Below are 26618 nucleotides of genomic sequence, written 5' to 3'. Positions count from 1 at the left end.
GGCGGTGGTCAGGTACCACTGGGCTTGTCTCCCGCCGGAACCGGCGTGGCTGCGCGGTCGCTCGGCGGCGTCGACCGCTCGCCGGCCGGGGGCGGCATCCAGGCACAGGCCAGGGAGCCGCCGATCAGGCCGGAGAGCACACCGAGGAAGAGGCCGCCGAGGTTCGCGACGGGAAAGGAGATCAGGGCGAGCAGGAGGGTGGCGATCCCGTCGAACACCCGAAGGTGAGGGCGGCAGCAGAGCGTGACGCCCAGTACCAGGAGCAGAACTCCGATCACCAGGGATCCGGCACCGGACGTGGTCGACAGGGCGAGCGGAATCCCGCGCAGGTCCAGGTGTGCGTAGGGCCAGTAGAGAATGGGCAGTCCGGAAGCGAACGTGAACAGCCCGGCCCAGAAAGGGCGTTGACCACGCCAGGTCCGGAACCGGCGCCGGAACTCCGTTGCCGTGGCGAGCAGTTCACGTCGTCTTCCGAAGGTGTTGGTGATCACGCGTCCCGTCCTGGTCAGTGGTGCTGCGGCCCCGTGAGGAGGGTGCGGGGCCCGGGCGTGCGGCCTCCCGCGCAGGGGCCGTCCGGGTCAGGGGCATGCGTGGTTGCCGGGCTCGGTCCGCACGCTCAGGCCCGGAATGTTGAACGTGCCGGCGGAGAGCGCGATCGCGCTCACCCGCAGATCGGTCAGGGTGACCGACACGGCCTGCTGGCCGACGCCGTCGGGATCGAAGAACTGCGAGTCCCTGTCTCCGGGCCTGACCGGGCCCTTGGTGATGGCACCCTGAGCGACACCGATGTCGAGGCCGTTGAAGCTCGCGTCCTTGGCCGTCTCGGCCGTCGCGTCGATGAACAGCTCCGACGCCTTGGACGGCCGGCCGCCCCCGCCGGTGACCCGCAGGGTCTGTCTGCCCAGCACCGGAACGTCGACGACAACGGACTGGCACAGCCCGTCGACCGTCGCGTGCCGGAAGGCGGTGACCAGAACGGGTACGACTTTGCGTTTCCTGGTCACGTCGGCCATGGAGTAGAGGCTGACCCCACGGGCGGTCAACTTGTCCGCGGTGACCTGGAACTTCTGTCCGGAGACGAAGAACGACGCGGCGAGCACCCCCTGCGCCATGGCGACGCCGATCGCCGCACACGCCGCCATGCTGGGCACCAGGATCACCGCGAAGCGCCTCCACCGGGTTCTCCCGGCGGTTCTCCCGGCGCGGTGCGCCATCCCGTCTCCTTCGGTCGTGAGGTGAGTCCCGCCATGCCAGGAAGGCAGAAAGTGCCCGATTTTCCCGTTTATGGATACTAGGCTCCCGGCCGTGTCGACCGACTGCATGCCAGGCCCGCCGTACGAGTGACGCACGTTCCGCTGGGCCCTTGGGCCGACGGGAGCGGGGAGCCTGCCGGGCACCGGCGGTGAGTTCACCTGCCGGTGCGGTCCCGGTCCCCGCCCGGCGCGCCGATCTCCTCGGCGAACGGGCCGACATGGTCGGCACAGGGGGCGAACGTGGCTCAGTCGTACCGGATTTGGCCGGGCGACGGGCGGGTGACGGTGGATCAGCGGCTCGCGGTGTCGGGCTGGTGGACCGCGAGCGCCCAGATGACGAACACGTCGATGGCCATCATGATCACGGACCACACCGGCGCGTACGGCAGGAAGAGGAACTGGGCCACCAGACTCAGGGAGGCGAGCACGATACCGACCACGCGCGCCCACGAGGCGCCCGAGAGGATCCCCCAGCCGGCGAAGGCGGCGATGACGCCGAGGATCAGCAGGATCCAGCCCCAGCCGGTGAGGTTGACCTTGTAGACGTAGCTGTCGATACGGGCGTAGACGTCGTCCGCGGCGATCGCCGAGATGCCCTGGAAGACAGCCAGGATGCCGTTCAGCAGAAGCATCACACCGGCGAAGACGGCGCCACCGGTCGACCAGGAGGTCTGCGGACCGGGCGAGGGGCGATAGCCGCCGGAGGACGGTCCGGAGTGAGGCTGTGCGGTCATGACGACGCTCCGTTCTCACAGGGCAGACGGCGCTCGGGACGTCCGCCGGACTGTTTCGACCGTGGGCCCGTACGGGTGGAGCGGCCACAGGCGTTACGCCGATCGGGTGACGGTGGCGGCGGACACGGAGGGCGGTCTCGGCTCCCCCGCCCGGTTTCACCAGGGCTGTGCCTGCGGTGCGGAGGTCAGGCAGACGTTCCGGCCGCGGGCCGGCCGTCGGCCGGTGGCTGCGCCGCCAGGAACTCGACCACGGCGAGCACGAACAGCAGGCACAGGGCGATGCCGACCACCACCCAGCCGGTGGGGTACGACCACAGCAGGTAGACCAGCAGCGATACGACCACCAGGAGCCAGGTGATCCAGGCGCGGTGACGGCGCACGAAGGGCCCGACCGGTCCGGTGCGCAGCCCCGCGCGGTCGGCGGTGGCACGCACCGCACCGATGCCGGAGGTCCACAACCCCCTGACGAGCCCGGCGTACCGGCCCGGACCGGCGAGCCAGGCGCCGAGGGCGATGACGATGCCGAGGGCCACGACCATGCGCACGGTGGTGTACAGGAAGTGGGTCAGCGCGTCGTACACGGCTCCGGCCGCGGCGGGGGAGACGTCGGCGGGCAGCCGGTCGAGATAGATCACGCGGAACACGCGCAGCCCGATGCCGAGGATCCCGGTGGCGACGGCGACGCCCAGGCAGCCCGCGACCAGGGCCCGGCGCCGCCGGACCGAGAGCAGTACGCCCGCGGCGACCAGCAGCACGGCCAGCACCGGCAGCCGGTTCCCGGCGAGCTGGAGCAGCCGCACATAGGTCTTGACCTTCCCGACCTGGTCCGACCTGAGCAGAGTGAAGTCGGTGTGCACGGCGGGGATGTGTGCGGCGACGGTCATGCCGGCATCGACGAGACGCTGTTCGACCCGGTCCACCAGCGGGCCGAGGTCGAGGGTGACCGAGTCGTTCCTCAGCTGGACCGCACCGCCGCCGCTGCCGGTGAGGGCCTTGTCGAGGGAACTGTGGATCGAGCGGTTGGCATCGGTCCACAGGGTCTTGAAGGCGTCCGACGCGGCGACCGTCCGCGCCTGGTCGTGCACGAAGCTGCGTACCGCTCCCTCCAGCGAGTCGCCGAGCCTGCCGCCCAGCGCCTTCCGCAGGCGCGGCCGGTCCTGGGGGACCGCTTCCGAGAGCAGGGCCGGCAGGTCGAGGTGGCTCATGAGCGCGTCGGTGGCCCGGTCGGCGACGGCGTTCTGCACGGCGGGGTCGGAGGCGAGGGGGGCGACCGTGGCCACATAGCGGTCGGTGTCCCCCAGTTCGTCAGCGGCCCACGCGGCGACGACGGAGAGCGGGGCGAGGACGCATCCGACGACGATGAGCACCGCGGCGAGCGAGGACCTGCCACGGTGCCGGGGCGGCCCGGGCCGAGCGCTCTCGAGAGCCGCCACCCGGGCCCGCAGTGCCGCTATGTCCGACCGTTCCGTGTGGTCGCCGTCCGCGCTGCCTTCCGTCACCGCGCCTCCCCGTCGATACCGGTCCCTGTTCCTGCCAGCCGACCCGTATCGAAGCGGCGGCGCGAGCAGGAGTACGCCGTCCGGGTCACCGGACAGCCCCCGCTCGCCCGCCGATCGGCGAACCGCCTCGACCGTCGTACGACAAGGCCCGCGCTTCGGGTGACGGCATGCCATGGACGGCACGACGGAAGCATCTGCGCACACGTGCCGAGCAAGACCGGTGAGCGGTGCGGGGCCGACATCGCTCCTCGAACTCCTCGCGTGTGCTCACGACTTCATGACGTCAGGACTTCATGGCGGCTCGACTTCACGACCTGCACGCGCCTCGGCGTTCGACACGACTTCGCCGTTCTTCCCGTGCCGTCCGTCATGGCCTCTCCTGCCGCTGGGACCACGCCACCCGTTGATCCCGTTCCTCCCGTGCCGGCCGGGTGCCCCGTGCCTGCCGGGCCTGCCCGGCGGGCCGGAGGGGCCGCGCGGGCCGGCAGAACCGGTGGGGCCGGGCGGGCCTGAGATGCCGGGCTCGATGAGGACTGCCTGGAGGTCCATGTTCCGTGACTGCATGTCGTCGAGCTGCATCTGGTGGGCGATGAGCGCGGTGGACTGCGCGATGACCGCGACGACGAGCGCGGCGCCGAATGCAAGGGGACGCCATGGTCTGCGCGATGTTTCATTTACGCTGCTCACATTATTCCTCACGCGGTACGACGGCGAAAAAGGGAATGACGAGGAATGGGAAGCGCGATGCGCACCACTACCGCACAGGACCCGGCGGGAAACGGCGGCGGATCACGCTGAAGCCACAGAACTCGGACGCGCCACCGGCCGGCCGGACCTCGGTGCAGCCCTGGGCCTCAGGTGGGGCTCGGGCTCTCGGACGGCGATGTCATGGAGGCGGCGTTCTGTCCGTCCGTGCCGTCCTTGCCGTCCTTGCCGTCATGGCCGTCCCTGCCGTCACGGCCGTTCGTGCCGTTCTGCCCGTCCTGCCCGTCCGTGCCGTCCTTCCCGTCCTTGCCCGCCGGGCCGACGGGTCCGGGCGGACCAGTGGGGCCGGGCGGACCGGACGGGCCGGGCTTGAGGTGCTCGTCCTGGAGGTCGATGTGTTGTGCATGCAGATCGTCGATCTGCATGTCCTGGGCGACGAGCGCAGCGGACTGCACGACAAGTACGGTGATCAGCGCTGCGCGGAGCACAAAGGGGCGCCGCGGTCTACGCGACATTTCATTTACGAATCTCACATTGTCCCTCACGTTGCGTGATGACGAAAGTGTAAATGATGAGGTGTGAGAAAAGGCGGATCTCCTCGCCGAGCCTGGTCCGTGGTGAACCCGATAACCCCGAATGGGCCTTTCACGTGACGCGGGGCAATTCGTATTTCAGTCATGCAATATGCGCGAGGGCCGGGAAGAGGCCTTCCTCCTCGACAGGGTGCGGTCGAGGAGGGTGATCACGCACTGCGCCCGGGGGCCTGTCCAGACCGGCGGCCCGGGCCCGGCGGCGGATCAGCAGCATCGCGGTCGGGCAGGCGCAGGAGGTGCCGAGGCCGATCGGGACCCGGCCGATCAGCAGCGTGATCAGGTCCTGTGCGCATCCGCCGGCCACTCCGCCGACGGCGACCAGGACGATCCCGGCGAGGAAGACCCGGCGCGGCCCGAACACCTCGGCGGCTTTGCCGGCGGTGGGCTGCGCGATCGCGCTCGCCAGGTAGAGCGCGGTGACCAGTGCCGCGGTCTGCCCGACCGGCACCCCGACGCCGTGGGGGATCGGCAGCAGAGCCGTCGCGATCAGCGAGCTGTTGCCGGGGTTGAGGGCCGACCCGATGAACAGCGGCGTGGTGAACCGCCACGAGAAGGGGCGGCCCCGCACGGATATGCCGTCACCGGTCACGGAGGAGGAACTCGCCTCGGGCGAGGCGGACATGGCGGCTCCGGTTGCGTGTCGGAGCGGCGCTCACAGCAGATCGGCAAGACGCTCGATCAGTGGTGCCGCGTCGGCGAGGGTCTCGATCTCCGCGTCGGTGAACGACTCCTCGAGGGCGGCGGTGACCTTGTCGGTCATGGCGTTGCGTCCCGAGCGAACGGCCGCCAGGCCTTCCGGGGTCAGACTCAGGATCGAGCGGCGCGCGTCCGCGGCGTCCGCGGTGCGCGCCACCAGACCCAGCTTCTCCAGGCTCGCGACGGTGGCTCCCATCGCCTGCGGAGTGATCTGCTCACGCCGGGCCAGCCCCGCCGTGGTCATGGGTCCCAGCCGGTCGAGCCGTGACAGGGCGGTGAGCTGCGGGGCGCTCAGCTCGCCCGCGGCCGAGGCCTCCTGGGCACGGCGTTTGAACGCGCCGATGGCAACGCGCAGCCGGTTGGCCGTCTCCCGGACCCCCGGCGCCTCGCTCACGTACTCCTCGGATTCCCTCACAATTGGAAGGCTAATATTCTAAACCTAGCTTTGCAATCCCAGCCTTCCACGTGGCATGAGAGCCGGTCGCACCGGCGCGCGCATACGTCCGCTGACCAGCCACTTCGCCAACTCCCGGAGACGTTCCACGAACGAGTGAAACCGTCTTCGTTCCAGGGTGAAGCCATCCACGCCTGGTGATCATCAGGTTGTTCTCACGCCGTCGGCAGTCCGGTGGGCACGCCCGTGCGCTGCCGCTGCTCCGGCGTGCCCACCCCCCTGCATGAGGAGCAGACCAGTGACCCCACAGCAAGAGGAGACGGCCGAGCGGCAGGTCGGCGGGTTCACCATCGGTGATCCGCTGGCCACCGCGCCCAAGGGCATGACAGAGGCTCCCGAGCCCGACGAGCGGTGGCAGCTGCCGAACGGCTTCGCCCACGTCTACTTCGGCGAGCGCAACAGGGGCATCACCCGACCGGTGATCATGGCGGACGGCTTCAACCTCGGCCGCAGCGACCTGAATTGGCTCTACGTCGGCCTGAACGGAGCGGACGGGGGCTACCCGCTGCTCGATCAGTTGCGCAGGCGGGGCCGGGACGTGATCCTGCTCGGCTTCGAGGAGCGCACGGCCTCGGTCCTGGACAACGCCCGCGCCGCGGAGGCCGCGATCATGCGGACGGTCGCCGAGCAACTGGGCGCCGCGCCGCTGTCGGTCGGCGGGTTCAGCATGGGCGGCATGATCACCCGCTTCGCCCTGGCCAGGCTCGAGATGCAGCGCATGGACCACCGCACGCGGATGTACTTCTCCTACGACAGCCCGCACCGCGGCGCCGTCATCCCCGTCGGACTCCAGGCGTTCGCGCACTTCATCCCCGTGGCCAACGACTTCGCCCGGCAGATGAACAGCCCGGCGGCGCGGCAGATGCTCTGGCGTCACTACGACCCGCACAGCGGCCGGATCGGCGTCGCCCCCGAACGGCAGGAATTCCTGCGGAAGTTGGAGGAGGTCGGCTCATGGCCGCGGCTCCCCCGCCTCCTCGCGCTCGCCAACGGCCGCGGTGACGGCGCCGGTCTGGGCATCGAGCCCGGAAGCTTCGCCCTCGGCGTCCAGCGGATCTACCCCGGCACGGTCTTCTCCACCCAGGCCCAGGGCCGCGACGTCGTCGTCGCCGAGCTGAAACGGCGCTTCCCCCAGGCCGAGAAGACCATCACCACCAGCGACTTCCCGGAGACCGACGGGGCGCCGGGGGGCACCCTGCGCTCGTACGGGATCCTCGCCGACATGCTCCGGAAGTTCGGCGGCCAGGTCGACCTGCGCCACGAGCACGTCTGCTTCGTGCCCTCGGTGAGCGCGGTCTCCATCCGTGACATCGACCAGCACAAGGACCTCTACACCGCCGTCGACGACATCGACCCCGGCGAGAGCGACGCCGACGACTTCCTCTGCTCCGTCACCAACACCGGCCACACCGCCATCACCGAGGAACTGTGCACGTGGCTGCTGGACCGGCTGCCTGACTGACCCCTGAACGCTCGGGGGTGCCGGCGGCCCACCGACACCGAGAAGGGTGGACCGCCGGCCGGCCCGTGGGGCGCACCGCCTCTACGACAGGGGGGCGTGGCGCTCGACCGCACTGCCGAGCCTGTCCTCGATACGGTCCAGGACACGGATCATCGTGTCCCTCTCGCCCGCCTCCGGACCGGCGACGACACTGTCCTCCGGCTCCGCCCACACCTCGAGGACGGCACCGCCGACCTCATCGCCTACGGCGCCCTCTTCCTCGCCAACCCCGACCTGCCCGCCCGCCTGACCGCCGGCGGCCCGTTCAACACCCCGGACCGCGCCACGTCCTTCGGCGGCGACCACCGCGGCTACACCGACTATCCCGCCCTCGGCTGCCCCATCCCCGTTGCGGGTGCCCACCGCACGGCGGGCGCCCGCACGTCCCCGCGTGCGGATCAGTCGGCGAGGGCACCCATGGGGTCCCAGGCGGGCAGGACGATCGGGGGCCGGTCGAGCGCTGCCGCCAGCTCCGGCGGCAGCGCGGAGCGGCGGACCGCGATCTCGAAGACATGCTCGCCGAACCACGAGTCGGTCATGGTCCAAAAGCCCTTGTCGGCCTTCTCCTCGCCCCAGCTGTTCTCCACCCGCCAGCGGCGCGGGCTCCCGTCCACCACGTCGACGCCGGTGAACAGCATCGCGTGGGTCATCTGCGTGTCGTGGTGCAGCAGCCGGGCGGCCTTGTCCATGGTGAAGGGGGCGTCGTAGACGGACGCGTAGTCGAAGAGAGCGGCGTCCCAGACACCGGCGTCCGCGCGCATCATCTTTTTCACGTCGCAGCCGAACCACACCGGCTCGCCGCCCACGATCGCGTCCATGGCCAGCTGCTTCACCAGCTCCATCCCGACGTTGAGATAGACCACCGGCGGGGCGTCCACGACGTTGCCGAGGTACTCGACGGTGAAGGTGCGCCCGACCGGGCTCGACTCCCGCGGGTCGTGCACCAGGCAGACGTACTCGTCCAGCGGAAGCTGTACGTACGAGGCCGCGAACTGGGCCGGGGTGAGCCAGCCGTCGCGGTGGAACCGCCTGTCCTTGTCCTCCCACTGCCACAGGAACCGCTTCGGGGGCGTGCCGAGGTGGATGCCGAGCACCCGGTGGACGGCGGCCAGCACCTCCCGTTTGTGCTCCCGCTGCGCCACGACACCCTCGCCGGCCCGCTCGCGCAGGTCGCGGGCGCCCTGGCGGAGCAAGGTCTCCAGGGCCCGGTTCATCGCCCGGGTGGCGGAGGAGGAGTCGGTCTCGGGCATGGCCGACTTGGGCACCAGACCGTGCTTGGCAACCAGCGCCACGAACATGTTCCACTGCCCGCCGTCACCGATCGGGTCCGCCAGCAGGTGCGCCACCGTACGGTCGTCCACGTCCCGGTCCGAGGTCTCGACGATCGCCTCGAGGAAGTGGTTCGCCCGCTCGAACTTGTCCCACCAGAGCAGGTAGTTCTGGGAGAACTCGAAGTCCCGCACGCCGAGCTTCTGCGCGGCGCCGACCCGGAGCAGGTTGAGCCCGGCGAACATCCAGCAGCGGCCGCTCTGCTTCTGGTTGGTGGCCTTCCAGTCGTCCAGGTGGTGGGAGACCGAGTGGTCGATGCCGGTCAGGATCCGGCGGTCCAGGGCGACGTCGTCCACCGGCGTCCGGGTGACCGCGTTCTGCATCAGCCGGTTCACCGGACGGGCGGCGAACTCCTTGTCGAAGTACTCGAGTTGGTCGGGTGTCAGACTGCGGTCCGCGTTCCGGCGGGAGTCGGCGTTTGCGTGGGTCACAGCGGTCTGCCTCCAGTTCCCCCGTGGTCTTGAGAGGAGCGCGTTTCACCGTCGCACGGGATGTGCGACCGCCACGAGAACGTTTCAATGTGACCTGAGCCACATCGGACGGTCAAGGGTGCGCGTCCCTCACGGCGCCGGGCCGGGCTCGGGCGCGGCGCCCTGCCACACCGTGTGGAAGGCCAGGCGCAGGCAGGCGGCGAGGGCCGGGTGTTCGATGAAGAGGGTGGTGGTGGAGCCGGCGCCGGCCACCGGGTCGGGCATGTCGCACAGGACGAGGGAGGCGTCGGCGATGACGAGCTTGAGCGGCAGTTCGGGCGCGAAGCGGGCCACCTCTCCCGCGGCGGAGAAGCGCCGCAGGTGTTCCACCGTCTCGGGGTCGTCCAGGGCGTCGTCGAGGTAGATCGCCCGGACCGTGCCGCCCGCCCGGTGGAGCCTGCGCACCACCGCGATGCCCTCCGCGTTCTCGGTGGGAGCGACGAACGGCGGTTTGCAGAAGGTGAGAAGCTCGTGGCGCGCCTGCCGCTGGATGTCGGCGAAGCGCTCGGCGATCGCCTTGGGGTCACGCAGGATCTCGATGTAGTCCAGCGGATCGGTGTGCTCCCGGCCTTGGGACCACAGCGGCTGCAGGACACCGGCAAGCCCCTGCGAGACCCGCTCCAGCCGGTCGACGGACTCGCGCTGGACGGCCATCAGCCGGGCGACGGCCAGCTCGGGGGTGACGGCGGAGTACGTGGCCACGCGCCCGGCATGGGCGGTGGCCAGCTGGCGGCGGACGAGCGCGTCCAGCACGTCGTACACGCGCTGGCGCGGCACGTCCGCCTCCCGGGCCGCCTCGGCGGCCGTGTAGGCACCGCGCCTGATGAGAGCCAGGTAGACCCGCGCCTCGTACCGGGGCAGGCCCAGCGACATCAGGTCGTTGACGGTTGCATCGTCCAGCTCCATGGCTGCACAAGCTACCGCCTCCGGCCGGGGAGTTGAGGGCAAGGTTTTACCAACGGGCCCTGTTCTCTTCGGCAAATGGTCAATAGCCTCGTGTGCAGCCACCACTGACCGGGGTGGCACGACCAACAGCATGCCCGGAAATCGGCTCCACTCGGCCACCCCCAACGGAAAGCGCTTGTCATGCACTCGCCATATGTGGCGGGTGCGGCACTCGTTGTCGCTTCCGGCCGCCGAGGCGGAGCCATCCATCCCCCCACGGAGGGCAGTTCATTGCATTCGCATCGCAGAAGGAATCCGATACGCCGCGGCGCGCCCGCCCTGCTGTCCGCAGCGGCCCTGATCACCGGCGGCCTCGCCGTCGCCTCGCAGTCGGCAGCCTTCGCGACAACGACGACCACCACCACCTCTTCCACGGCCTCCGCCTCCACCTCCGCCTCCGCAGTGCCGACCCACCGGCTCTGCTCTCAGCCGAGCAAGCCCGGCTACATGGCGTGCGAGGCGGTCGTACGCACCGACCTGAAGGCACAGAAGACCCTCGCCCGGCACGACACCCCCAAGGGCTTCGGGCCGGCCGACCTGCAGGCCGCCTACAACCTGCCCAAGGACGCCGGCAAGGGCGCCACCGTCGCGATCGTCGACGCCAACGACGACCCGAACGCCGAGAAGGACCTGGCGGCCTACCGCTCCCAGTACGGCCTTCCGGAGTGCAGCACGAGCAACGGCTGCTTCAAGAAGACCGACCAGGACGGCGGCACCAACTACCCCGCGCCCGACGCGGGTTGGGCCGGAGAGATCTCTCTCGACGTCGACATGGTCAGCGCCGCCTGCCCGCAGTGCAAGATCCTGCTCGTCGAGGCCAAGTCCGCCAGCATGGACGACCTCGGCGCGGCCGTGAACCAGGCCGTCAAGCAGGGCGCCAAGTACGTCTCCAACAGCTACGGCGGCAGCGAGTCGGCCGACGACACCAAGGCGGACGACCAGTACTTCAAGCACCCCGGCGTCGCCATCACCGTCAGCTCCGGTGACAGCGGCTACGGCGTCGAGTACCCGGCCGCCTCCCCGTACGTGACCGCAGTCGGCGGCACCTCGCTCAAGAAGGACAGCAGCACCCGCGGCTACTCCGAGTCGGTGTGGGGCACGTCCGCCGGCGGCGACGGAGCGGGCTCGGGCTGCTCGGGCTACGAGGCCAAGCCGTCCTGGCAGAAGGACACCGGTTGCGGCAAGCGCAGCGTCGCCGACGTCGCGTCCGTCGCCGACCCGGCCACCGGTCTCGCCGTCTACGACACCTACCAGGCCAGCGGCTGGAACGTGTACGGCGGCACCAGCGCCTCCTCGCCGTTCATCGCCGGTGTCTACGCCCTCGCGGGCGCCCCGGGCTCCGGTGACACGCCGGCCTCGTACCCGTACGCCCACCCGGACCAGCTGAACGACGTCACCAGCGGCTCCAACGGGTCCTGCGGGAACTACCTGTGCCAGGCGGGCAAGGGCTACGACGGCCCGACGGGCCTCGGCACCCCGAACGGTGTCTCCGCCTTCACCAAGTAGACCCGGCAGCACAGCAGACCGAGCAGCACAGCGGAAGGGCCCGGCACATGCCATGTGCCGGGCCCTTCCCGCGCGCGTGGTCACCTGAGCAGCTGCTCCAGGATCAGCTCACGCAGCAGGACGTCCGCCACGGGCCGTTCGGGATCCGCGCCGTCGGCGGGCCCGTAGAGCAGGTCGCGGCCGGCACCCGAGGGCGACCGTCCGAGCAGCCGAGCGAAAAAGCCTTCCGCGCCGAGGAGTCTTTCGAACCCCAGGTCTTCACACACGGATCCCCCATGGATGCTCTCCCGCCCAGGAGCAGGTGACCGATGTGGTGGAAGGAGATCAGTGCAACACGGTGCCTCCTGTTCGGACAACGGTGCTTACGGGGAAAGCGATTTCGCGGTGATCTAGGCCTGGGCCGTCCCGCGTGGATTCGGCTTCAGCACCGCGAAGGCCGCCTGCGTCGGGTCGGTCAGCCAGGCCACGCGGCCGACGTCGGGCAGGTCCGACGGCGGCATCAGGACCGTGCCGCCGTTGTCCTGGACCGCGGTGGCGGTCGCGTCCACGTCGGCCACGGCGAAGTACGGCATCCAGCGGGCCTGCGGGCTGTCCTGGAGCGGGGCCACGCCGCCGAAGGACCCCTCCTGCTGGTCGCCGGCGGCGATGCTGAGCACCCGGTACGTCATGCCCGGCGCCTTCATCTCGGCCGAGCGCCAGCCGAACAGCCGGTGGTAGAAGCCGACGGCCGACTCCGGGTCGCCGGTGTGCAGCTCCACCCACACCAGGGAGTCGTCCTGCGACGTGCGCTGCAGGCCCTGGCCCGAGCGGAGCACGGCGAACTGCGCGCCCTGGGGGTCGGTGAACTGCGCCATGGAGGCCTCGCCCATGGTCATGGGGGCGACGCGCACCGTGCCGCCGGCCGAGGTGACCGTGCCGGCCGCGGCCTGGACGTCGTCGGCGCGGAAGTACGTCATCCAGGCGGGCCGCGCGCCCTGTTCGGTCAGCCGGCCGACGGCGGCCACGGTCGCGCCGTCCTTCTGCAGGTAGCCGTAGCCGCCCGCGTCCGGACCGGCGGACGTGAACCGCCACCCGAAGACGGCGCCGTAGAAGGCGGCGGTTCGGTCGGGGTCGGGGCTGGCGACGTCGAGCCAGACGGGCGAGCCGGTGTGGAACTCCGTGCCGAGCATGTGTGTCCTCCTGCCGAACCGGTGCGCAGCCGTCCGCCACTATGCCGAGGCGGAGGCCGGGGCGATGCGGGACACGGCTGGGCACCGGGCGGCTGGCATATGCCATCGGCGGGGAATCTGCGCAGGAGCGCCACAGGGACTGCACACAGCCTTTCGAAAGGCTCGTTAGCGTGACTGCTCGCTCGATCCTTCGTACGAGCGTGACCAGGCCGTGGTCCCGGTGACCGACGGCGCAGTCAACCCAGGAAGACCGCAGATGGACTACTGCTCCTCGTGTCGTCGGCACCTCAACGGCGCCCTGGTCTGCCCCGGGTGCGGTGCCTACGCCCCGGACATAGCCCCGCCCGGCACCGACGGACACGCCGCCGCGGCGGCACCGGCGACCCTTTCGCACCTGCCGGCCACCGCCCTCCACACCGGCGCGGACACCTGGTACGACGACGCGCCGTTCACCGCCCAGGGCGCCGATGCCGCTGACGCCACGGACGTCACGGACGCGCCGCGGGCCCCACAGGGGCGGGCGGCCCGGCGGCGGCAGTTGGCACGCTGGAAGAAGAGCCAGCGCCGGGCCGTGGTGGCGACCGCCGTCGCGCTCGTCGGAGGCGGTCTGACCTTCGCCTCACTGGACCGCGGCTCCGGCGACCGCGCCCAGGCGGCCACCGCTCCGGACAACCGCAGCATGGGTCTCGGCGAGGAGCAGCCGGCCTCCCCCGACGCCCCGGCCACACCGGCCCCGTCGGCCCCGTCGGCCGCGCCCCACCACGCGTCCCGCACACCCGGCACGCCCACGGCGCGGACGCCGGTCGGCCATGTCGCCGCAAACGCCCCGCGGCAGCAGTCCTTCGCCACCACACCCCGTACGGCGGCGCCGGCCGCCCGCCCGGACAGCATCCCCACGACGCCCCGTCCGACGGCGTCGACCGCCGCCCCCGCGCCGGCCGCCCCGGCCCCGGCCACCTCCACGTCCGCCTCCGGCACGGGCACGACGGCAAACCCGGCTCCGAGCACCGGAAGCAGCACCGGAACCAGCGGCTCCACCGGCTCCGGCCAGACCTCCTCGACGCCCTCGTCCGGCCAGCTCTGCCTGGTCCTGGTCTGCCTCGGCTGACCCCTGCGCCACCGGTCCGTCACCTTCCCCCTTGATCGGCCAACTGTCCGATGTCATCGTCTGGTTGGTACAGGACGTACAAGACACGGGGGAAAGACATGATCGTCGTGACCGGAGCGACAGGAACCGTCGGATCCGAGGTCGTCAGCGGCCTGCGAGCGCGCGGGGAGAAGGTACGGGCGCTGGTGCGGGCCGGCTCGGCGGTGCCGGACGCGTGGGACGCGGGCGTGGAGCCGGTGGCCGCCGACTTCACGGATCCGGCGTCGCTGGACCGGGCGCTGGCCGGGGCCGACGCGGTGTATCTGCTCGTGGCGGTCCATCCGGAGATGGACGCGCACGAGCGGAACGTGATCGACGCGGCCGTACGCACCGGACGCCGGCCGCACCTCGTGCTGCACGCCGCCGCCGGGGTCGGGGAGCACCGCGAGGGCGTGCGGTTCCTCGCCGCGCACACCGTCGGACTCGGGCACCTGGGCGCGTCCGGGCTGCCCTGGACGGTGCTGGCGCCGAACGGCTTCTTCCAGAACTTCCTCGGCATGGCCGCCGCGCTGCGCGCCGGCCGGCTGTCCCTGCCGGGCGGCACGGGCGCGGTGTCGTACGTCGACACGCGTGACGTCGCCGAAGCCGCCGTGGCGGTGCTGACCGGCACGGGGCACGAGAACGCCGTCTACACGCTGACCGGACCGGCCGCCCTGACCCACGCCCGGATCGCGGACGTGCTCGGCGAGGTGGTCGGGCACCCGGTGACGTACCAGGCGCTGGACCCCGAGGCGGCCCTGGCCGGGATGCTCGCGGCCGGCTGGGAGCCCTGGCGGGCGGAGGGGATGGCCGAGCTGTACGGGCTCTACGCGGCCGGCGGTGCCGCCGCCGTCACGAGCGACGTGGAGAAGCTGACCGGGCACCCGGCCCGGCCGTTCGCCGCCTTCGCCACCGAGCACGCGGCCGTCCTGCGCGGCGCCGCACAGAGCTGACCCCTCGAGGGCCCGCCCCCGTCGATCGGTTACGCTGCGCGTCCGATCGACGGGGGAGCGACATGTTCGGCAAGCGACTGGCCACGGCCGGCACGGCACTCCTGCTGGCCGCGCTCACCGCGTGCGGCGGCGGCCACGCACACGGCGCCGGCCCTGCTGCGCAGCCGACCCCGCAGGCGGTCCACGGCATCAGGGACACGGTCCGCCACGTCACCCGGCAGACCACCCGCGCGACCCGGCCGCACCTGGTCAGGACGTGCACGACGAAGTCCCGTGAGGTCAAACACTCGGCCGGCTCGGGCACGGGCGGAAAGCGCCGCACCCGCACCTGGTACACCACCGACCGCTACCAGGACTGCCGCACGGTGCCCCACGGCACCGAGACCTACCGGCGGGAGATCCGCCCGGAGCGCTGGTGCGTCCGCCTGGACGACGTGGGCGGCGACCGCAGGCGCGACGACGTCTGGTTCCGCGTCACGCACACCGACTACGACACGGCCGACGCCGCCGCCGACCGGGCCCGGCTGCGCTTCGTCCCGGTGTTCCCGGACAACGGCTGCTGAGCGCACGCCTGAGTACGACAGCGGATGTGCCGTGGCCCGGCAGGCGGCCACGATGCCGCCGTGACCTCTTCCTCCTCGCCCGCCCCGGACCGCGGCCCGGTCGTCGCCCTGCTGGTGCTGACCGCGTTCCTGCTGCTGCCCCTGCTGTACGGGCTGTACTACGTCAGCCAGGACACCCTCGGCTGCTTCTCGCGGCCGGCCGGCTGCCGGGGGCAGCGGGCGGCCGTGATGCCGGTGGTGCACGCGGGCCTGGCACTCGTCGGCGGGCCGCTGTGCGGTGCGGCAGTACTCGGCGTCGCCGGCGCCCTGCTGCGGCGCCGGGCCGGGCTGTGGGCGGCGGCCGGCGCGCTCCTGGGCACGGTGGTGATGTGGGTCGTCGCCCTGTACGCACTGGGCGAAGCGTTCCAGCACTCGAACTTCGACTTCTGACCGCCGGACCGGCGACGCAGGGCATCAGCGGTCCCGGGTGCCGCCCCGTGCCCCCTCGATCGCCGACTCCACCCCCGCCAGCCGGTCCGCCAGCAGTCCCAGGGCCGCCACCGCGCGGGTCAGGGGGTCGTCCTCGGGCCCGCCGAGGGCTCGGGCGCGGGCGTGGGCCGTCTTCACCTCGGCCCAGCGCGCGGCCTGCCCGGCGTCGAGCGTGCCGCGCAGCTCGGCCAGTTTCAGCAGGTTGGCCTCGGCTCCCGTGGTGAGGGTCTGGGCCTCGGCGGTGTAGTGGTCGTGGACGACGGCCTCGCGCTCGGCGGCGTTCATGACCGGGCGCAGCCGCTGGGCGATCTTGTTCATGTCGCGGTAGGAGCCCTGGAGGCGGAACCGGGGCTCGGTGCGGGCCTCCTGCGACTGGGCGGCAGAGGCGATGTAGGCCGCGTTGACCTTCAGCACCGTCTCGCGGACCGCGATCGTGTGGCGCAACACCGCGACCACGCGCTCGAGTTCGGCCGCAGGGAGCGGGTGGGCCAGGCGGTCGGCGCGGGCCGTCGGATCCGCGGCGGCCAGCCGCAGCAGCAGGTCCTGGTCGGCGCGGTCGCGGGCGGCGAGCGGGGCGAGGACCGGGTTGGCGGTGAGGGCGTTCTCCAGGAAGCTGAGCGCGAAGACGTCCTCCTTGCCCGTGAGGACGTCGCCCAGGTTCCACACGTCGGCCCGGTTGGCGAGCATGTCGGGGATGCGGAAGCGCTCGCCGGACTCGGTGTAGGGATTGCCGGCCATGCACACCGCGAAACGCTTGCCGCGCAGGTCGTAGCTGCGCGGCCGGCCGTCCCACACGCCGTCCACCCGGCGGGTCGCGTCACACAGCGGGATGAACTTCTGCAGCAGCTCGGGCGAGGTGTGCTGGATGTCGTCCAGGTACAGGAGCGTGTTGTTGCCGGCCGCCAGCGCGAAGTTGATCTTCTCGATCTCGTGCCGGGCGGTGGCGTTCGGGGCGTCGGCCGGGTCCAGCGAGGTGACGGTGTGGCCGAGGGCCGGGCCGCTGACCTTGACCAGCATCAGGCCGAGCCGGTCGGCGACGTACTCCATGAGCGTCGTCTTGCCGTAGCCGGGCGGGGAGATCAACAGGAGCAGGCCGCCCGTGTCGGTGCGCTTCGACTCACCGGTGGTGCCCAGCTGGCGGGCCAGGCTGTCGCCGACGAGCGGCAGGTACACCTCGTCCACCAGCCGGCTCCGGACGAACGCCGACATCACCCGGGGGCGGTGGTCGTCCAGACGCAGCCGGTCGCGTTCGGCCGCCACCAGGGCGGTACGGCGGCGCTGGTAGGTGCGGAAGGCCGGGACGTCCTCGGCCGCGAAGAGTGCGGTGCGGGACAGGAACTCGTCCAGCCGCAGCGGCAGTCGGCCGCCGGTCACCCGGGGGTGGGTACCGAGCAGCCCCTCCGCCGTCGCGGTGAGCGGGGCGTCGCCGTCGTAGCGGGCGAGGCCGGGGCACAGCTCGGCGGCCACCGCCTCGGCCAGTTCGCCGGGCGCGGCCTCGGCACCGGTCGCGACGGCGTACGCGCCCAGCCAGGCCCCGACCACCTGCCGGCGCGCGGCGAGAGCCGCGAGGCCCTCGAGGTCGTCACGGTAACTCCCGCCCGCATGCCGGAACTTCTCCAGCAGGGTGCGCGCCCCGGCTCCGAGCACGAAGCCCTCGGGGCCGCTGGTCAGCTCCTCGAAGAGGTACGCGGCGGCCGGCCCGCCCGGCGCCGAGGGGTCCCACGTGCCGATCGCGGCGGCCAGCTCCCGCTCCAGCTCGCCGACGGCCGGCACGGCGCCGAAGGCGTCCCGTGCGCGGGCCAGCGACACCGCCCGCCGGGCCCAGGCCGCGCGGGCCTCCGCCGTCGTGCCGTGCGCCCAGAACAGCTGGGCGGCGGCGCGGACCGCGGGCTCGTGGCGCAGGGTCCCGGCGCCCTCGTACAGCGGCAGCAGCGCCTGGAGCAGCACTGTCGCGTCGTGGTCGTGGACGCCGCGCTCGTAGCCCTCGTCGTAGGACTCCTGCGCCGCTCGCCGCACCAGGTCCGGCAGGTCGGCGGCGGCCAGGGCGGCCGGGCCGTGCGCGGTCAGCAGGCGGGCGGCGAGGTGTTCGGCGCGGTACACCGCGGGCGACTCCGACGGCAGGTGGCGCTCCCAGTAGGGGCGGTACGCCGCGAAGTCGGGGTCGGCGACCGGGGCGCGGTAGTCCGTCCCCGTCACCGCGAAGGCGAGGGCGTCGCCGTGCGGGACGAGGGTGAGGTCGAGCGGCTGGGTGTTGACGGCGAACCGGTGGCCGCCGAGCCGCAGGGTGCGGCCGTCGTCGGCGTACAGGTCAGTGCGGTCGCGCAGGGCGCGCACGGCGTCCTGGCGGGCGGACTTCATCCGTCCGTCGAGTTCCTCGGCGCGCACGCTGTCGCCGAGGGCGCGCAGGTCGTCGGCGGTGCGGCGGACCTTGGCGACCAGCGGGTCGGAGGCGAAGTAGGTGGTGATCCCGTCGGTGTCCGGGAGTGTGGCGGCCCGGCGGCCGATCGTCTCCAGCATGCGCCCCGCGGAGAGGGCGAGCTGTTCGGCGCGGCGGGCGCGGGCGTCGGCGAGGGACTGCTTGCGGGCGGCGAAGGCCTCGTAGATCTCGGTGCGCCGGTCGGCGAGTTCGGCGAGGAAGTCGTCGAACTCGGCGAACCGGCCGTCCAGGTCCTCCAACCTGCCGAGTACGGACGCCAGTTGGTCGTCGCACTCCTGTGGGGTGCCGGAGGTGGCGAGCGCGGCGGTGACGGCCTGGGCGAGCAGGGCGGTCTCGGCGGCGAACTCGGCGCGCCCCTCGTGGTCCTGGAGGCTGCGGCGGCGGGCGTCCAGGGTCGCCCGGGCCCGGTTGACACCGGCCAGCACGTCGGCGATCCGTTCCAGGACGGCCGTGCGGACGGTGGCGTCGGCGATGTCGAGACCGGTGACGACCTCGGTGACCGTGCGCAGCCCGTCGGCGAGATCGTCCAGGCGGGCGGCGACGGGCGCGGCCCCGGCGACGGTCTCGACGGCCGCCGCCTCGGCGACGAGCCGCTCGACCTCCGCCCGCTGCCCGGTGAAGGCGTCCTCGCGGGCCAGGAACGTGGTGGCGCGCCGCCCGAACGCGACGAGGTCGGCCTCGGCGCCGGCGGCCAGCTCCTCGAGCCGGGCGGCATCGACGTGGCGCAGTTCCTTCAGGGTGAGCAGATGGCCGTGCGCGTGCCTCAGTTCGGTCAGGCCGCGCACCCAGGCGGCGGCCTCGCGCGGAGCCTCGCCGCGCAGCCGGCGCACCACCGCGGCGATCCGCTCGGCGGCCTCCTCGAGTGCCTCGGCCGCCTGCCGGGTCAGCTCCCGTACGGTCTCGAACTCGGCCAGCACCTGTCCGGCCGTGCTGTGGACCTCGCCCAACGGCCTGGCCAGATCGCCAAGTTCGGGATCGGCGAGCCAGTGGTGGGTGTCGGCGGCCCGCACGCAGGCCGCGGCCAGCGCCCGGTAGCCCTCGCCGGTCTCGATGCCGTCGGTGACCAGCCGGGCGACGGACAGGCAGTCGGCGAGCCCGCGCACCAGATCGGCGTTGCCGACCCGGGCGAGCGCGCCGGTGCCGGTGCGCAGGGCGGCGGCGTGGGTGTCGGAGACGTACGGCGAGGTCCACCACTGCAGCGGATGGGTGTGCGCGGGCTCGTCGCCGCCGTCGCGCAGCACGGCGAGCGCGCCGTCCTCGAACAGCGCCCAGCCCCGGCACGGCAGCGGGGCCGCGACCTCCTTGCGCAGGGTGTTGTACGACAGCAGCAGCGTGCGTCCCTGGGCCCGGGAGCGGAACGCGTACAGCACGTCCTCGCCGTTCGGCGCGCGCAGCTCCCGTTCGAACTCCAGGCCCCGTACGTCGAGTTCGTAGGTCTTGTGACCGCCGCCGGCCAGGCAGTAGCCGCCCGGGAAGACGATCCCCTGCTCCTCGGGCAGCAGCCGGCAGGCCTGCCCGATGCCGTCGAGCCGGACCACCGTACGGGCCAGGGTGTCGAAGACCAGGTGGCGGTCGGCGTCCTCCTTGTACGGCCGGATCCGCAGCAGCACCAGCGGGCCGGCCTGGGCGTGCTCGACGGCCGCGTCCGCGAGGGACTGCAGCGGTTCCTGCACCGGCTCGGTGTACAGCGGCTGCCCGTCCGGGGTACGCACGGTGAGGCTGCCGCCGACGGTCGTCACGCCGAGGCCGCCGGGCACGGCCACGTACGGGTCCCGGCCGAGGACGTGGTCCTCGCGGGTGGTGCCGGTCCAGGTGACGTCCTGGCCGGGCGGAAAGACGTCGTCGCGGTCGCCGCGCGCGTCCAGGAACGCCACCTGGCCGTCGTCGGCGATGCTCCAGCGCAGCACGCGGACGTCGTCGGCCTTCTCGCCCGTGCGGAACACCGCGAGCAGCCGGCCGTCGACCCGGCGCAGCCGCAGCAGCCGTGCCTGGCGGTAGTAGCGGTGCAGTGCGGTGAACTCCCGCACGAACGCCGGGTCGTCGAGCAGGCCGGGTACGGCGTCGGCGGGCAGCCGCTCGCCGTCACGGCCGTACAGCGCGAGTACGTCCGCGACGGCGGCGTCGGCCGTGCTGGTTGTGCCCGTTGTGCCGGTTGTGCCGGTTGTGCCGAGGAGCAGTGCGTCCCCCACGGCCACGACGTCGCTCGGGACGCACGGGTGTGCGGTGCGCAGCCGGGCGGTGGCCGCGAGGTCGAGCCGAGCCGAGCCGAACTCCTCGGACCGGCGGGCGTTGAGCGCGTCCGCCCTGCGGGCCAGCTCGGCGGCGTGTACGGCGAGCCGGTCACGGAGTACCTCGTAGGTACCGGCGTCGACGGTGGCCATGGGGAGTGCTTCCCTTCGTGGACGGTGCGGCTGCCCGCTCGGGCCTGTGAGACGTATGCCGCGCGCGGGTGCGTGGGGGGCTCATCGCACCCACGCACCCGCACGCCGCGCGCCGTCAGTTCGGCGAACCGCTGCCGTTCAGGGCCGTCACCGGCGTGTCCGACAGGCCCAGTTCGCTCGCCCGGTCCAGGAGTTTCTGGAGCTGCCCGGTCTGCGGGCCGCCGCCCTTGATCTGCTTCATCAGCAGCGCCGACACCGTCAGGTTCCGCACGTCCGCCGTACCGATGGACCCGAGAACCCCACTCAGGTCCTCCGTGAAGCTGCCGGAGCCGTCCAGCCAGCGCCCCGCCAGTGCCTGGGCGGTGTGGGAGTTGTCGACGAAGCCGTCCACGCCCTTGCCGAGCGAGACCGCCGACACCAGCCGGTCGAAGAAGACGGACTCCCCGCCGACGATGTCGATGTCGGCGTGCTCCAGACCCGTCGAGAGCACGGTCGCCTGCGCCTCGGCGACCTGCCGCTGCGTCTCCAGGCCGGCCAGTCGGATCTCCTTCTCCGCCGCGAGCCGCAGCCGGTACTCCTCGTGCCCGCGCGAGGCGTCGTCGAGGGCGGCCATCGCGGCGGCCTTCTCGGTGAGCCCCTCGGCCTCGGCCTTCAGCTTCTCGCTGATGGCGGTCGCCTCCGCAAGCGCCCTGGCCTTGGCACCCTCCGCCTCGGCCGCGCCCATCGCCCTGGCACCCTCGGCCTCCGCAAGCGCCCTGGCCTTGGCACCTTCCGCGTCAGCGAGACCCTTGGCCCGCGCGCCCTCGGCCTCGGCCTTCAGCCGGACCGTGGCGGCCTCCGCCGCCGCCCGCGCGCTCTCCGCCTCAGCAAGCCCCTTCGCCTTGGCACCCTCCGCCTCGGCCAGACCCTTGGCCCGCGCGCCCTCCGCCTCGGCCTTCAGCCGCGCCTCGGTGGCCTCCGCCGCCGCCCGCGCGCCTTCCGCCTCCGCGAGCGTCCTGGCCTTCGTGCTCTCGGCCTCCGCAAGACCCTTCGCCCGCGCACCCTCCGCCTCGGCGAGTGCCTTGGCCTGGGCGCCCTCGGCCTCCGCGCGCAGCCGGGCCTCGGTGGCCTCCGCCTCCGCACGCCCGGCCTTGACGGTGACCTCGGCCTCCTTGTCGCGGACCTGGACGGCGGCCAGCCCCTCGGCGGCGGCCTCCGCCTGGACGCCCTCGGCGAGCCGCAGCTTGGCGCGGGCGTCGAGGTCGGCCGTCTTCATCCGGGCCTCGGCGAGGGTGAGTTCCTCGGCGGCCCGGTGCGCCGCGGCCTGCTCGGCGGCCTCGGCGGCCTTGATGTCCTTGACCAGCTTCTCCTGCGCCTCGGCCTCGGCGGCGATGACGAGCGTCTGCCGCTCACGCTCGGCCTGCTCGACCGCGCGGAGCTTCTTGATGGACTCCTCCTGCTCGGCGACCGTACGGTCCACCGCGACCCGCTCCCGGATGACCTCGGCGATCTCCCGCTTCTCCGCCTCGACCTCCTTCTCGGCGGAGATCCGGGTCAGCTGGGTCTCCCGTTCCCGGGCGATGACCTCGAGCAGCCGGTCCTTCTCGATGCGCTCGTTCTCGACGGCGATGACCCGCTCGCGGTTCTTCGCGGCGACGGCGATCTCCCGGGCCTGGTTCTCGCGCTGCACGCCCAGTTGTTCCTCGGTGCGCAGGAAGGCTCCCTGCGCGCGCAGCCGCTCCTCCTCCGTCACGCGGGCGGTCTCGGCCTCCTCGCGGGCGCGCGAGGTCTCGATCTCCCGCTTCTGCTTGATCTCGGCGTCCTTCTGCCGGCGTTCCAGCTCCAGAATGGCCTCGCGGGCGTCGACGTCCTGGCGGGTGATCTCCTTCTGCTCGTTGCGCTTGGCCTCGTTGGTGCGCACGTGCTCGACGGCCGTCAGCTCGGTGATCTTGCGGATGCCCTGGGCGTCGAGGACGTTGGCCGGGTCGAGCTGGGTGAGCGGGGTCTGCTCCAGGTAGTCGATCGCGGCGTCTTCCAGGTGGTAGCCGTTGAGATCGATTCCGATCAACTCGATGACGTGGTACCGGAGTTCCTCGCGCTTGGTGTAGAGGTCGGTGAAGTCCAGCTGCTTGCCGACGGTCTTGAGCGCCTCGGAGAACTTCGCGTGGAACAGCTCCTGGAGGGTGTCCTGGTGGCTGGCGCGTTCGGTGCCGACGGTCTGGGCGACCTTGATGACGTCCTCGACGGTCTTGTTGACCTTCACGAAGAACAGGATCCGGATGTCGGCGCGGATGTTGTCCCGGCAGATCAGCCCGTCCCGGCCGGCGCGGCTGATCTCGATCGTCTTCACCGAGATGTCCATGACCTCGGCCTTGTGCAGGATCGGCAGGACGACCTGGCCGGTGAAGGACACGGCCACCTGGCGCGTCTTCGACACGATGAGGGCCTGGCTCTGGTCCACCTTGCGGTACAGCCGGGAGAAGCCGAGCAGCGCGAGCAGCACGACGACGAGACAGACGGCGACCAGCACGCCGAGGACTTCCATGACACACGTCCTTGCGTCAGACGATGAGGACGGAAGCCCCCCGTGGCCGCGGTGCCGGACACCTGTCTGCGCAGGTGCCCGGCACCTTCAACCCCCGTAGTGCTCCCCGTGGACAGCATGGTGCGAGACGGGCGCACACCCGCGCATTGCCGGTTTCCGGCAGTGTTGACTAGGGTCTGGATGCCGGACGGACGCCAAGAAAACGTCACCGGCGCGTCAAGATCGACGGGGGGACGGGGGCGGGGCCGACGTGCGCGAGCACCAGGGGATACCCGAGGAGTATCTGGACGGTTTCCGCCACACGCTCACCGAGGTCGCGGCGAGCGGCCGCCGGCTGACCCGCGAGGAGTTGAAGACCCGCCGCACCCTGGGCGAACAGGCCGCCGAGGCCGGGCACGGCCTGCGCGCCCTGATCGTCGCCCACCTCGCCGCCACCCGCGCCGCCTGGCCGGCCGGGCCCGGCTCGGCGGAGAGCACACTGGCCGCCCTGGCCGCCGTGGAGCAGGCCGTCGACGCGTTCGCCGAGGGCTACGAGCGCGCCCAGCGGCTCACCGTGCGCCGCGAGGAGGCGGCGCGCAGGGAGTTCATCGACGACCTGCTCTACGGCCGCAGCGACCTGGGCCGGCTCGTCGAGCGCGCCGAACGCTTCGGCCTGCGCCTGTCCCGCGCACACGCGGTCGCCGTCGCCGAGGGCTCGACCGCGTACGTCGAGGGCGGCCCCGTGGCCCGGCAGGTGGAGGCCAGCGTCCTGTCCCGCTTCGACTCCCACAACATCCTGCTCACCACCAAGAACGGCCGGCTGCTGTGCATCGCGCCAGGCGACGAGGACGAGGTCCTCACCCACTTCGCCCAGCAGGCGTACGCGGCGACGGACGGCGGCCGGGTCGCCGTCGGCCGCCCGCAGCACGGGCCGGGCGGGGTGGTGCAGTCGTACGAAGAGGCCCTCGCCGCGCTGGAGATGGCGGTCCGTCTCGACCTGGCCGGACCGGTGCTGCGCGCCGCGGACCTGCTCGTCTACCCGGTGCTCGCCCGGGACCGGCAGGCGATGGCCGACCTGGTCTCGCACACCCTGGGCCCGCTCACCGGGGCGCGGGGCGGGGCCGGTCCGCTGCTGGAGACCCTGACCGTGTACTTCGACGCCGGGTGCGTGGCCGCGGAGGCCGCCCGCCGCCTGTCCCTCAGCGTCCGCGCCCTGACCTACCGCCTGGAGCGCATCCACCACCTCACCGGCGCCGACCCGGCCGACCCGGCGCACCGTTACATGCTGCAGACGGCCGTCATAGGAGCCCGTCTGCTGGACTGGCCGGACCGCCCGCTGTAGGTCCCGCCCGCGCGGGCTCGGCCCGCCGGGCGTGCGCATGCGCCGAGGACTGCCCACCGGCCGACGGTCCCTCAACAGAGCCCCGTCTAGCCCTTGTCGGCGGTCCGCACCGCAGTCGCCCGCCCCGGCTCCGGCACCTCGGCCAGTTCCGCGCGCACCAGCAGGACGTCGCCGACGAACAGGTCGTACACGAGGATCCCGACCACGCCGCCGATCAGCGGGCCGACGATCGGGATCCACCAGTAGGAGCTGTACGAACCGGCCACACTGCCCGGGAAGGCCAGACTGCTCCAGCCGGCCGCGTAGGTGAACAGGCGCGGCCCGAAGTCACGGGCCGGGTTGATGGCGTACCCCGCGTTGGCGCCGTAGGACATGCCGACGGCGGCGACGACGAGACCCACGACCAGCGGCCCGAGGTTGGCCTGCACGGCCTGGTTGCGTACGTCGAGGACGGCCGCGATCAGCATGAGCAGGAACGCCGTACCCACGATCTGGTCGACCAGCGGGCCCCAGTAGCCGCCGTGGTAGTACGCCGCCGGAAAGGTCGCGAAGATGGAGAACGTGGCGTTGGTGTGCCCGTTCACCTTGGGTCCCGGCGCCACCCGGTCGTAGGCGTGGATCGCGTCGTGATAGACGAGATAGACGACTGCCGCGCCGGTGAGCGCGCCGACGACCTGCGAGAACCAGTACGGCAGGACCTTGGCCCAGGAGAAGCCCCGGCGCACGGCCATGGCCAGCGTCACCGCCGGGTTCAGGTGGGCACCGCTCACGCCACCGCCGACGTAGACACCGAAGGCGACGGCGAAGGCCCAGCCCCAGGCGACCAGCAGCCAGTCCCCGGACGCGAGGAAGATCGTGGTGGGGGTGGCGGCGCGGCCCGAGCCGGGCAGCGCGGCGACCGCCATCGCGACCACACCGCAGCCGAAGGAGATGAGCACGAAGGTCCCGAGGAACTCGGCGAGACACTCGCCGAGGAGCCCTCCCCGGCTTCTGAGCCGGGACGGCCTGATGATCGCGGGGATTTCGACAGCCACGGAGGCCCCCTTGACGAGAGCGATACGGCCAACGTCACCATATTGGCGTACAAAACCGCACCCCGCAGGCCGACGGTTGCCGGGTCAGCTGTCGAGGTCGTCGGCGAAGTGCCGGAACCCGTGCCGCTCCCGGTGCATGCCCCACAGCACCTCCGCGAGCACATCCGGATCCTTGCGCACGTGCCCGGGAGTGATGGCCCCCGGGATCACCAGCTGCGCGACATGGATCCCCTCCCCGGCCAGCCGCTCGTGCAGCAGGTGCCCGTACGCGCTCTCCGCCGCGAAGGCGATCGAGGTCCCGGCCCGTTCGGTGTGCGGTACGGCGGCGGTCCCGCCGTTGACGAACAGGATGGTCCCGCGCCCGAGCCGGCGCATCCCCGGAAGCACCGCCTGTACGGCGGCGACGGGCCCGTACACGGAGAACTCGAGGGGTCCGACCAGATCCCGCGGCCCGGTCTCCAGCACGGGCCGCATGAAGTCCCGGTGGGGCACCGGACTGTACTGCAGCACCTCCACGGTGCCCAGCTCCTCGGCGGCCCGCCCGAGCGCACGGACCAGCTCCTGCGGTCTGCGCACGTCGGCGACGAACCCGTGGGCCTGCACCCCACTCTCGTCGAGCCCCTCCACCAGCCGGTCGAGCCGCTCCCGGTTCCGCGCGAAGAGGGCGACCGCGAACCCCTCCCGCCCGAACCGCCGGGCGACGGCGGCCCCGAGCCCGGGCCCGGCACCCACGATGGCGACACTGCTCATGCCACCATCCGTACCGCACCCGGTACCGCTCCACACCGCACTCGCCCGTGCTCGTGGGCCGGGCCCTGCCTGCGCACACGCCGGCGCTGCGCCGTTCGTGTGCATCCGTCACGCGATCGGCCGCACGTCGGCCGCCCGGAGTCGGCCGCACGCCGTCGCGCGGCCAAGATGACCTGGAGCGGACGCACGGCGTGCGCGGACCGCGAG

The 26618-nt window shown here is 72.3% G+C and carries 22 protein-coding genes and 1 pseudogene; 8 read left to right on the top strand and 15 right to left on the bottom strand.

The window, feature by feature from the left end; genetic code table 11:
• Positions 1-8: 8 nt before the first annotated feature.
• From GQF42_RS23620 to GQF42_RS23585, 7 genes are all read right to left on the bottom strand, one after another.
• The gene (locus GQF42_RS23620) at positions 9-491 is read right to left on the bottom strand and encodes a DUF6114 domain-containing protein (protein ID WP_158922992.1); all 483 of its coding nucleotides are present in this window, start codon (positions 489-491) and stop codon (positions 9-11) included.
• Positions 492-578: 87 nt separating this feature from the next.
• Positions 579-1214: a DUF6230 family protein gene (locus GQF42_RS23615; protein WP_158922990.1), complete on the bottom strand. Its 636-nt coding sequence runs from the start codon at positions 1212-1214 to the stop codon at positions 579-581.
• 329 nt (positions 1215-1543) lie between these two features.
• Positions 1544-1987: a DUF7144 family membrane protein gene (locus tag GQF42_RS23610; protein ID WP_158922988.1), complete on the bottom strand. Its 444-nt coding sequence runs from the start codon at positions 1985-1987 to the stop codon at positions 1544-1546.
• A 185-nt stretch (positions 1988-2172) separates the two neighbouring features.
• On the bottom strand, positions 2173-3486 hold the full coding sequence (locus tag GQF42_RS23605; protein WP_158922986.1) for a hypothetical protein: 1314 nt from the start codon (positions 3484-3486) through the stop codon (positions 2173-2175).
• A gap of 854 nt (positions 3487-4340) precedes the next feature.
• The gene (locus GQF42_RS23595) at positions 4341-4646 is read right to left on the bottom strand and encodes a hypothetical protein (RefSeq protein WP_233273438.1); all 306 of its coding nucleotides are present in this window, start codon (positions 4644-4646) and stop codon (positions 4341-4343) included.
• Positions 4647-4866: 220 nt separating this feature from the next.
• Positions 4867-5406, bottom strand: coding sequence for an MFS transporter (locus tag GQF42_RS23590; protein ID WP_158922982.1), 540 nt, complete (start codon positions 5404-5406; stop codon positions 4867-4869).
• A gap of 30 nt (positions 5407-5436) precedes the next feature.
• Complete coding sequence (locus GQF42_RS23585) at positions 5437-5895, bottom strand: MarR family winged helix-turn-helix transcriptional regulator (RefSeq protein WP_233273437.1); 459 nt, start codon at positions 5893-5895, stop codon at positions 5437-5439.
• Positions 5896-6172: 277 nt separating this feature from the next.
• Between GQF42_RS23585 and GQF42_RS23580 the strand changes: the two genes are divergently transcribed.
• Both GQF42_RS23580 and GQF42_RS46045 read left to right on the top strand, forming a co-directional pair.
• Entirely contained in the window at positions 6173-7396 is a 1224-nt protein-coding gene (locus GQF42_RS23580) for an esterase/lipase family protein (protein ID WP_233273436.1), read from the top strand.
• Between the two features lie 213 nt (positions 7397-7609).
• A pseudogene (locus GQF42_RS46045) lies at positions 7610-7768 on the top strand (alkene reductase); the annotation flags it as partial.
• A gap of 65 nt (positions 7769-7833) precedes the next feature.
• Here GQF42_RS46045 and GQF42_RS23570 read toward each other — a convergent pair.
• The gene (locus GQF42_RS23570; RefSeq protein WP_158922978.1) at positions 7834-9195 is read right to left on the bottom strand and encodes a C1 family peptidase; all 1362 of its coding nucleotides are present in this window, start codon (positions 9193-9195) and stop codon (positions 7834-7836) included.
• A gap of 129 nt (positions 9196-9324) precedes the next feature.
• Positions 9325-10140 (bottom strand): TrmB family transcriptional regulator, encoded by an 816-nt coding sequence (locus GQF42_RS23565; protein ID WP_158922976.1) that lies wholly within the window; start codon positions 10138-10140, stop codon positions 9325-9327.
• Between the two features lie 270 nt (positions 10141-10410).
• Here GQF42_RS23565 and GQF42_RS23560 point away from each other — a divergent pair, with 270 nt between their 5' ends.
• Positions 10411-11685 carry a S53 family peptidase gene (locus GQF42_RS23560; protein WP_233273435.1) on the top strand — a complete coding sequence of 425 codons (1275 nt, stop codon included), beginning with the start codon at positions 10411-10413 and terminating at the stop codon, positions 11683-11685.
• Positions 11686-11765: 80 nt separating this feature from the next.
• On the opposite strand, the gene GQF42_RS23555 is transcribed toward GQF42_RS23560, so the two are convergent.
• Together GQF42_RS23555 and GQF42_RS23550 are read right to left on the bottom strand one after the other, a co-directional pair.
• Positions 11766-11951, bottom strand: coding sequence for a hypothetical protein (locus GQF42_RS23555; RefSeq protein ID WP_158922974.1), 186 nt, complete (start codon positions 11949-11951; stop codon positions 11766-11768).
• Between the two features lie 123 nt (positions 11952-12074).
• Positions 12075-12854, bottom strand: a complete 780-nt coding sequence (locus GQF42_RS23550) for a VOC family protein (protein ID WP_158922972.1) — start codon at positions 12852-12854, stop codon at positions 12075-12077.
• Between the two features lie 256 nt (positions 12855-13110).
• On the opposite strand from GQF42_RS23550, the gene GQF42_RS23545 reads away from it, so the two are divergent.
• The 4 genes from GQF42_RS23545 (at position 13111) to GQF42_RS23530 (ending at position 15925) form a co-directional block, all read left to right on the top strand.
• The gene (locus GQF42_RS23545) at positions 13111-13962 is read left to right on the top strand and encodes an SCO2400 family protein (protein ID WP_158922970.1); all 852 of its coding nucleotides are present in this window, start codon (positions 13111-13113) and stop codon (positions 13960-13962) included.
• A 98-nt stretch (positions 13963-14060) separates the two neighbouring features.
• Positions 14061-14933, top strand: coding sequence for an NAD(P)H-binding protein (locus GQF42_RS23540; RefSeq protein WP_158922968.1), 873 nt, complete (start codon positions 14061-14063; stop codon positions 14931-14933).
• A gap of 62 nt (positions 14934-14995) precedes the next feature.
• On the top strand, positions 14996-15496 hold the full coding sequence (locus GQF42_RS23535) for a hypothetical protein (protein ID WP_158922966.1): 501 nt from the start codon (positions 14996-14998) through the stop codon (positions 15494-15496).
• A gap of 60 nt (positions 15497-15556) precedes the next feature.
• Positions 15557-15925 (top strand): hypothetical protein, encoded by a 369-nt coding sequence (locus GQF42_RS23530; RefSeq protein WP_158922964.1) that lies wholly within the window; start codon positions 15557-15559, stop codon positions 15923-15925.
• Positions 15926-15949: 24 nt separating this feature from the next.
• On the opposite strand, the gene GQF42_RS23525 is transcribed toward GQF42_RS23530, so the two are convergent.
• A complete protein-coding gene (locus GQF42_RS23525; protein WP_158922962.1) occupies positions 15950-20782 on the bottom strand; it encodes a DNA repair ATPase in 4833 nt (1610 codons plus the stop codon).
• A gap of 115 nt (positions 20783-20897) precedes the next feature.
• Entirely contained in the window at positions 20898-23306 is a 2409-nt protein-coding gene (locus GQF42_RS46040; protein WP_158922960.1) for a flotillin family protein, read from the bottom strand.
• Between the two features lie 250 nt (positions 23307-23556).
• Here GQF42_RS46040 and GQF42_RS23515 point away from each other — a divergent pair, with 250 nt between their 5' ends.
• Positions 23557-24627, top strand: a complete 1071-nt coding sequence (locus GQF42_RS23515; RefSeq protein WP_233273434.1) for a PucR family transcriptional regulator — start codon at positions 23557-23559, stop codon at positions 24625-24627.
• A gap of 86 nt (positions 24628-24713) precedes the next feature.
• Here GQF42_RS23515 and GQF42_RS23510 read toward each other — a convergent pair whose 3' ends face one another.
• The gene (locus GQF42_RS23510; protein ID WP_158922958.1) at positions 24714-25661 is read right to left on the bottom strand and encodes an MIP/aquaporin family protein; all 948 of its coding nucleotides are present in this window, start codon (positions 25659-25661) and stop codon (positions 24714-24716) included.
• An 84-nt stretch (positions 25662-25745) separates the two neighbouring features.
• Positions 25746-26411 carry an SDR family NAD(P)-dependent oxidoreductase gene (locus GQF42_RS23505; RefSeq protein WP_158922956.1) on the bottom strand — a complete coding sequence of 222 codons (666 nt, stop codon included), beginning with the start codon at positions 26409-26411 and terminating at the stop codon, positions 25746-25748.
• Positions 26412-26618 lie beyond the last annotated feature (207 nt).

The sequence above is a fragment of the Streptomyces broussonetiae genome, from assembly GCF_009796285.1.
Taxonomy (GTDB): Bacteria; Actinomycetota; Actinomycetes; order Streptomycetales; family Streptomycetaceae; genus Streptomyces; species Streptomyces broussonetiae.
This window is presented reverse-complemented; position numbering and strand designations above follow the sequence as displayed.

Excerpts from the sequence above, each read along its gene's own strand:
- GQF42_RS23540 (WP_158922968.1), top strand. The coding sequence starts at position 14,061 with ATGATCGTCGTGACCGGAGCGACAGGAACCGTCGGATCCGAGGTCGTC.
- GQF42_RS23535 (WP_158922966.1), top strand. The coding sequence starts at position 14,996 with ATGTTCGGCAAGCGACTGGCCACGGCCGGCACGGCACTCCTGCTGGCC.
- GQF42_RS23590 (WP_158922982.1), bottom strand. The coding sequence starts at position 5,406 with ATGTCCGCCTCGCCCGAGGCGAGTTCCTCCTCCGTGACCGGTGACGGC.
- GQF42_RS23550 (WP_158922972.1), bottom strand. The coding sequence starts at position 12,854 with ATGCTCGGCACGGAGTTCCACACCGGCTCGCCCGTCTGGCTCGACGTC.
- GQF42_RS23505 (WP_158922956.1), bottom strand. The coding sequence starts at position 26,411 with ATGAGCAGTGTCGCCATCGTGGGTGCCGGGCCCGGGCTCGGGGCCGCC.
- GQF42_RS23615 (WP_158922990.1), bottom strand. The coding sequence starts at position 1,214 with ATGGCGCACCGCGCCGGGAGAACCGCCGGGAGAACCCGGTGGAGGCGC.
- GQF42_RS23610 (WP_158922988.1), bottom strand. The coding sequence starts at position 1,987 with ATGACCGCACAGCCTCACTCCGGACCGTCCTCCGGCGGCTATCGCCCC.
- GQF42_RS23545 (WP_158922970.1), top strand. The coding sequence starts at position 13,111 with ATGGACTACTGCTCCTCGTGTCGTCGGCACCTCAACGGCGCCCTGGTC.
- GQF42_RS46040 (WP_158922960.1), bottom strand. The coding sequence starts at position 23,306 with ATGGAAGTCCTCGGCGTGCTGGTCGCCGTCTGTCTCGTCGTCGTGCTG.
- GQF42_RS23565 (WP_158922976.1), bottom strand. The coding sequence starts at position 10,140 with ATGGAGCTGGACGATGCAACCGTCAACGACCTGATGTCGCTGGGCCTG.
- GQF42_RS23525 (WP_158922962.1), bottom strand. The coding sequence starts at position 20,782 with ATGGCCACCGTCGACGCCGGTACCTACGAGGTACTCCGTGACCGGCTC.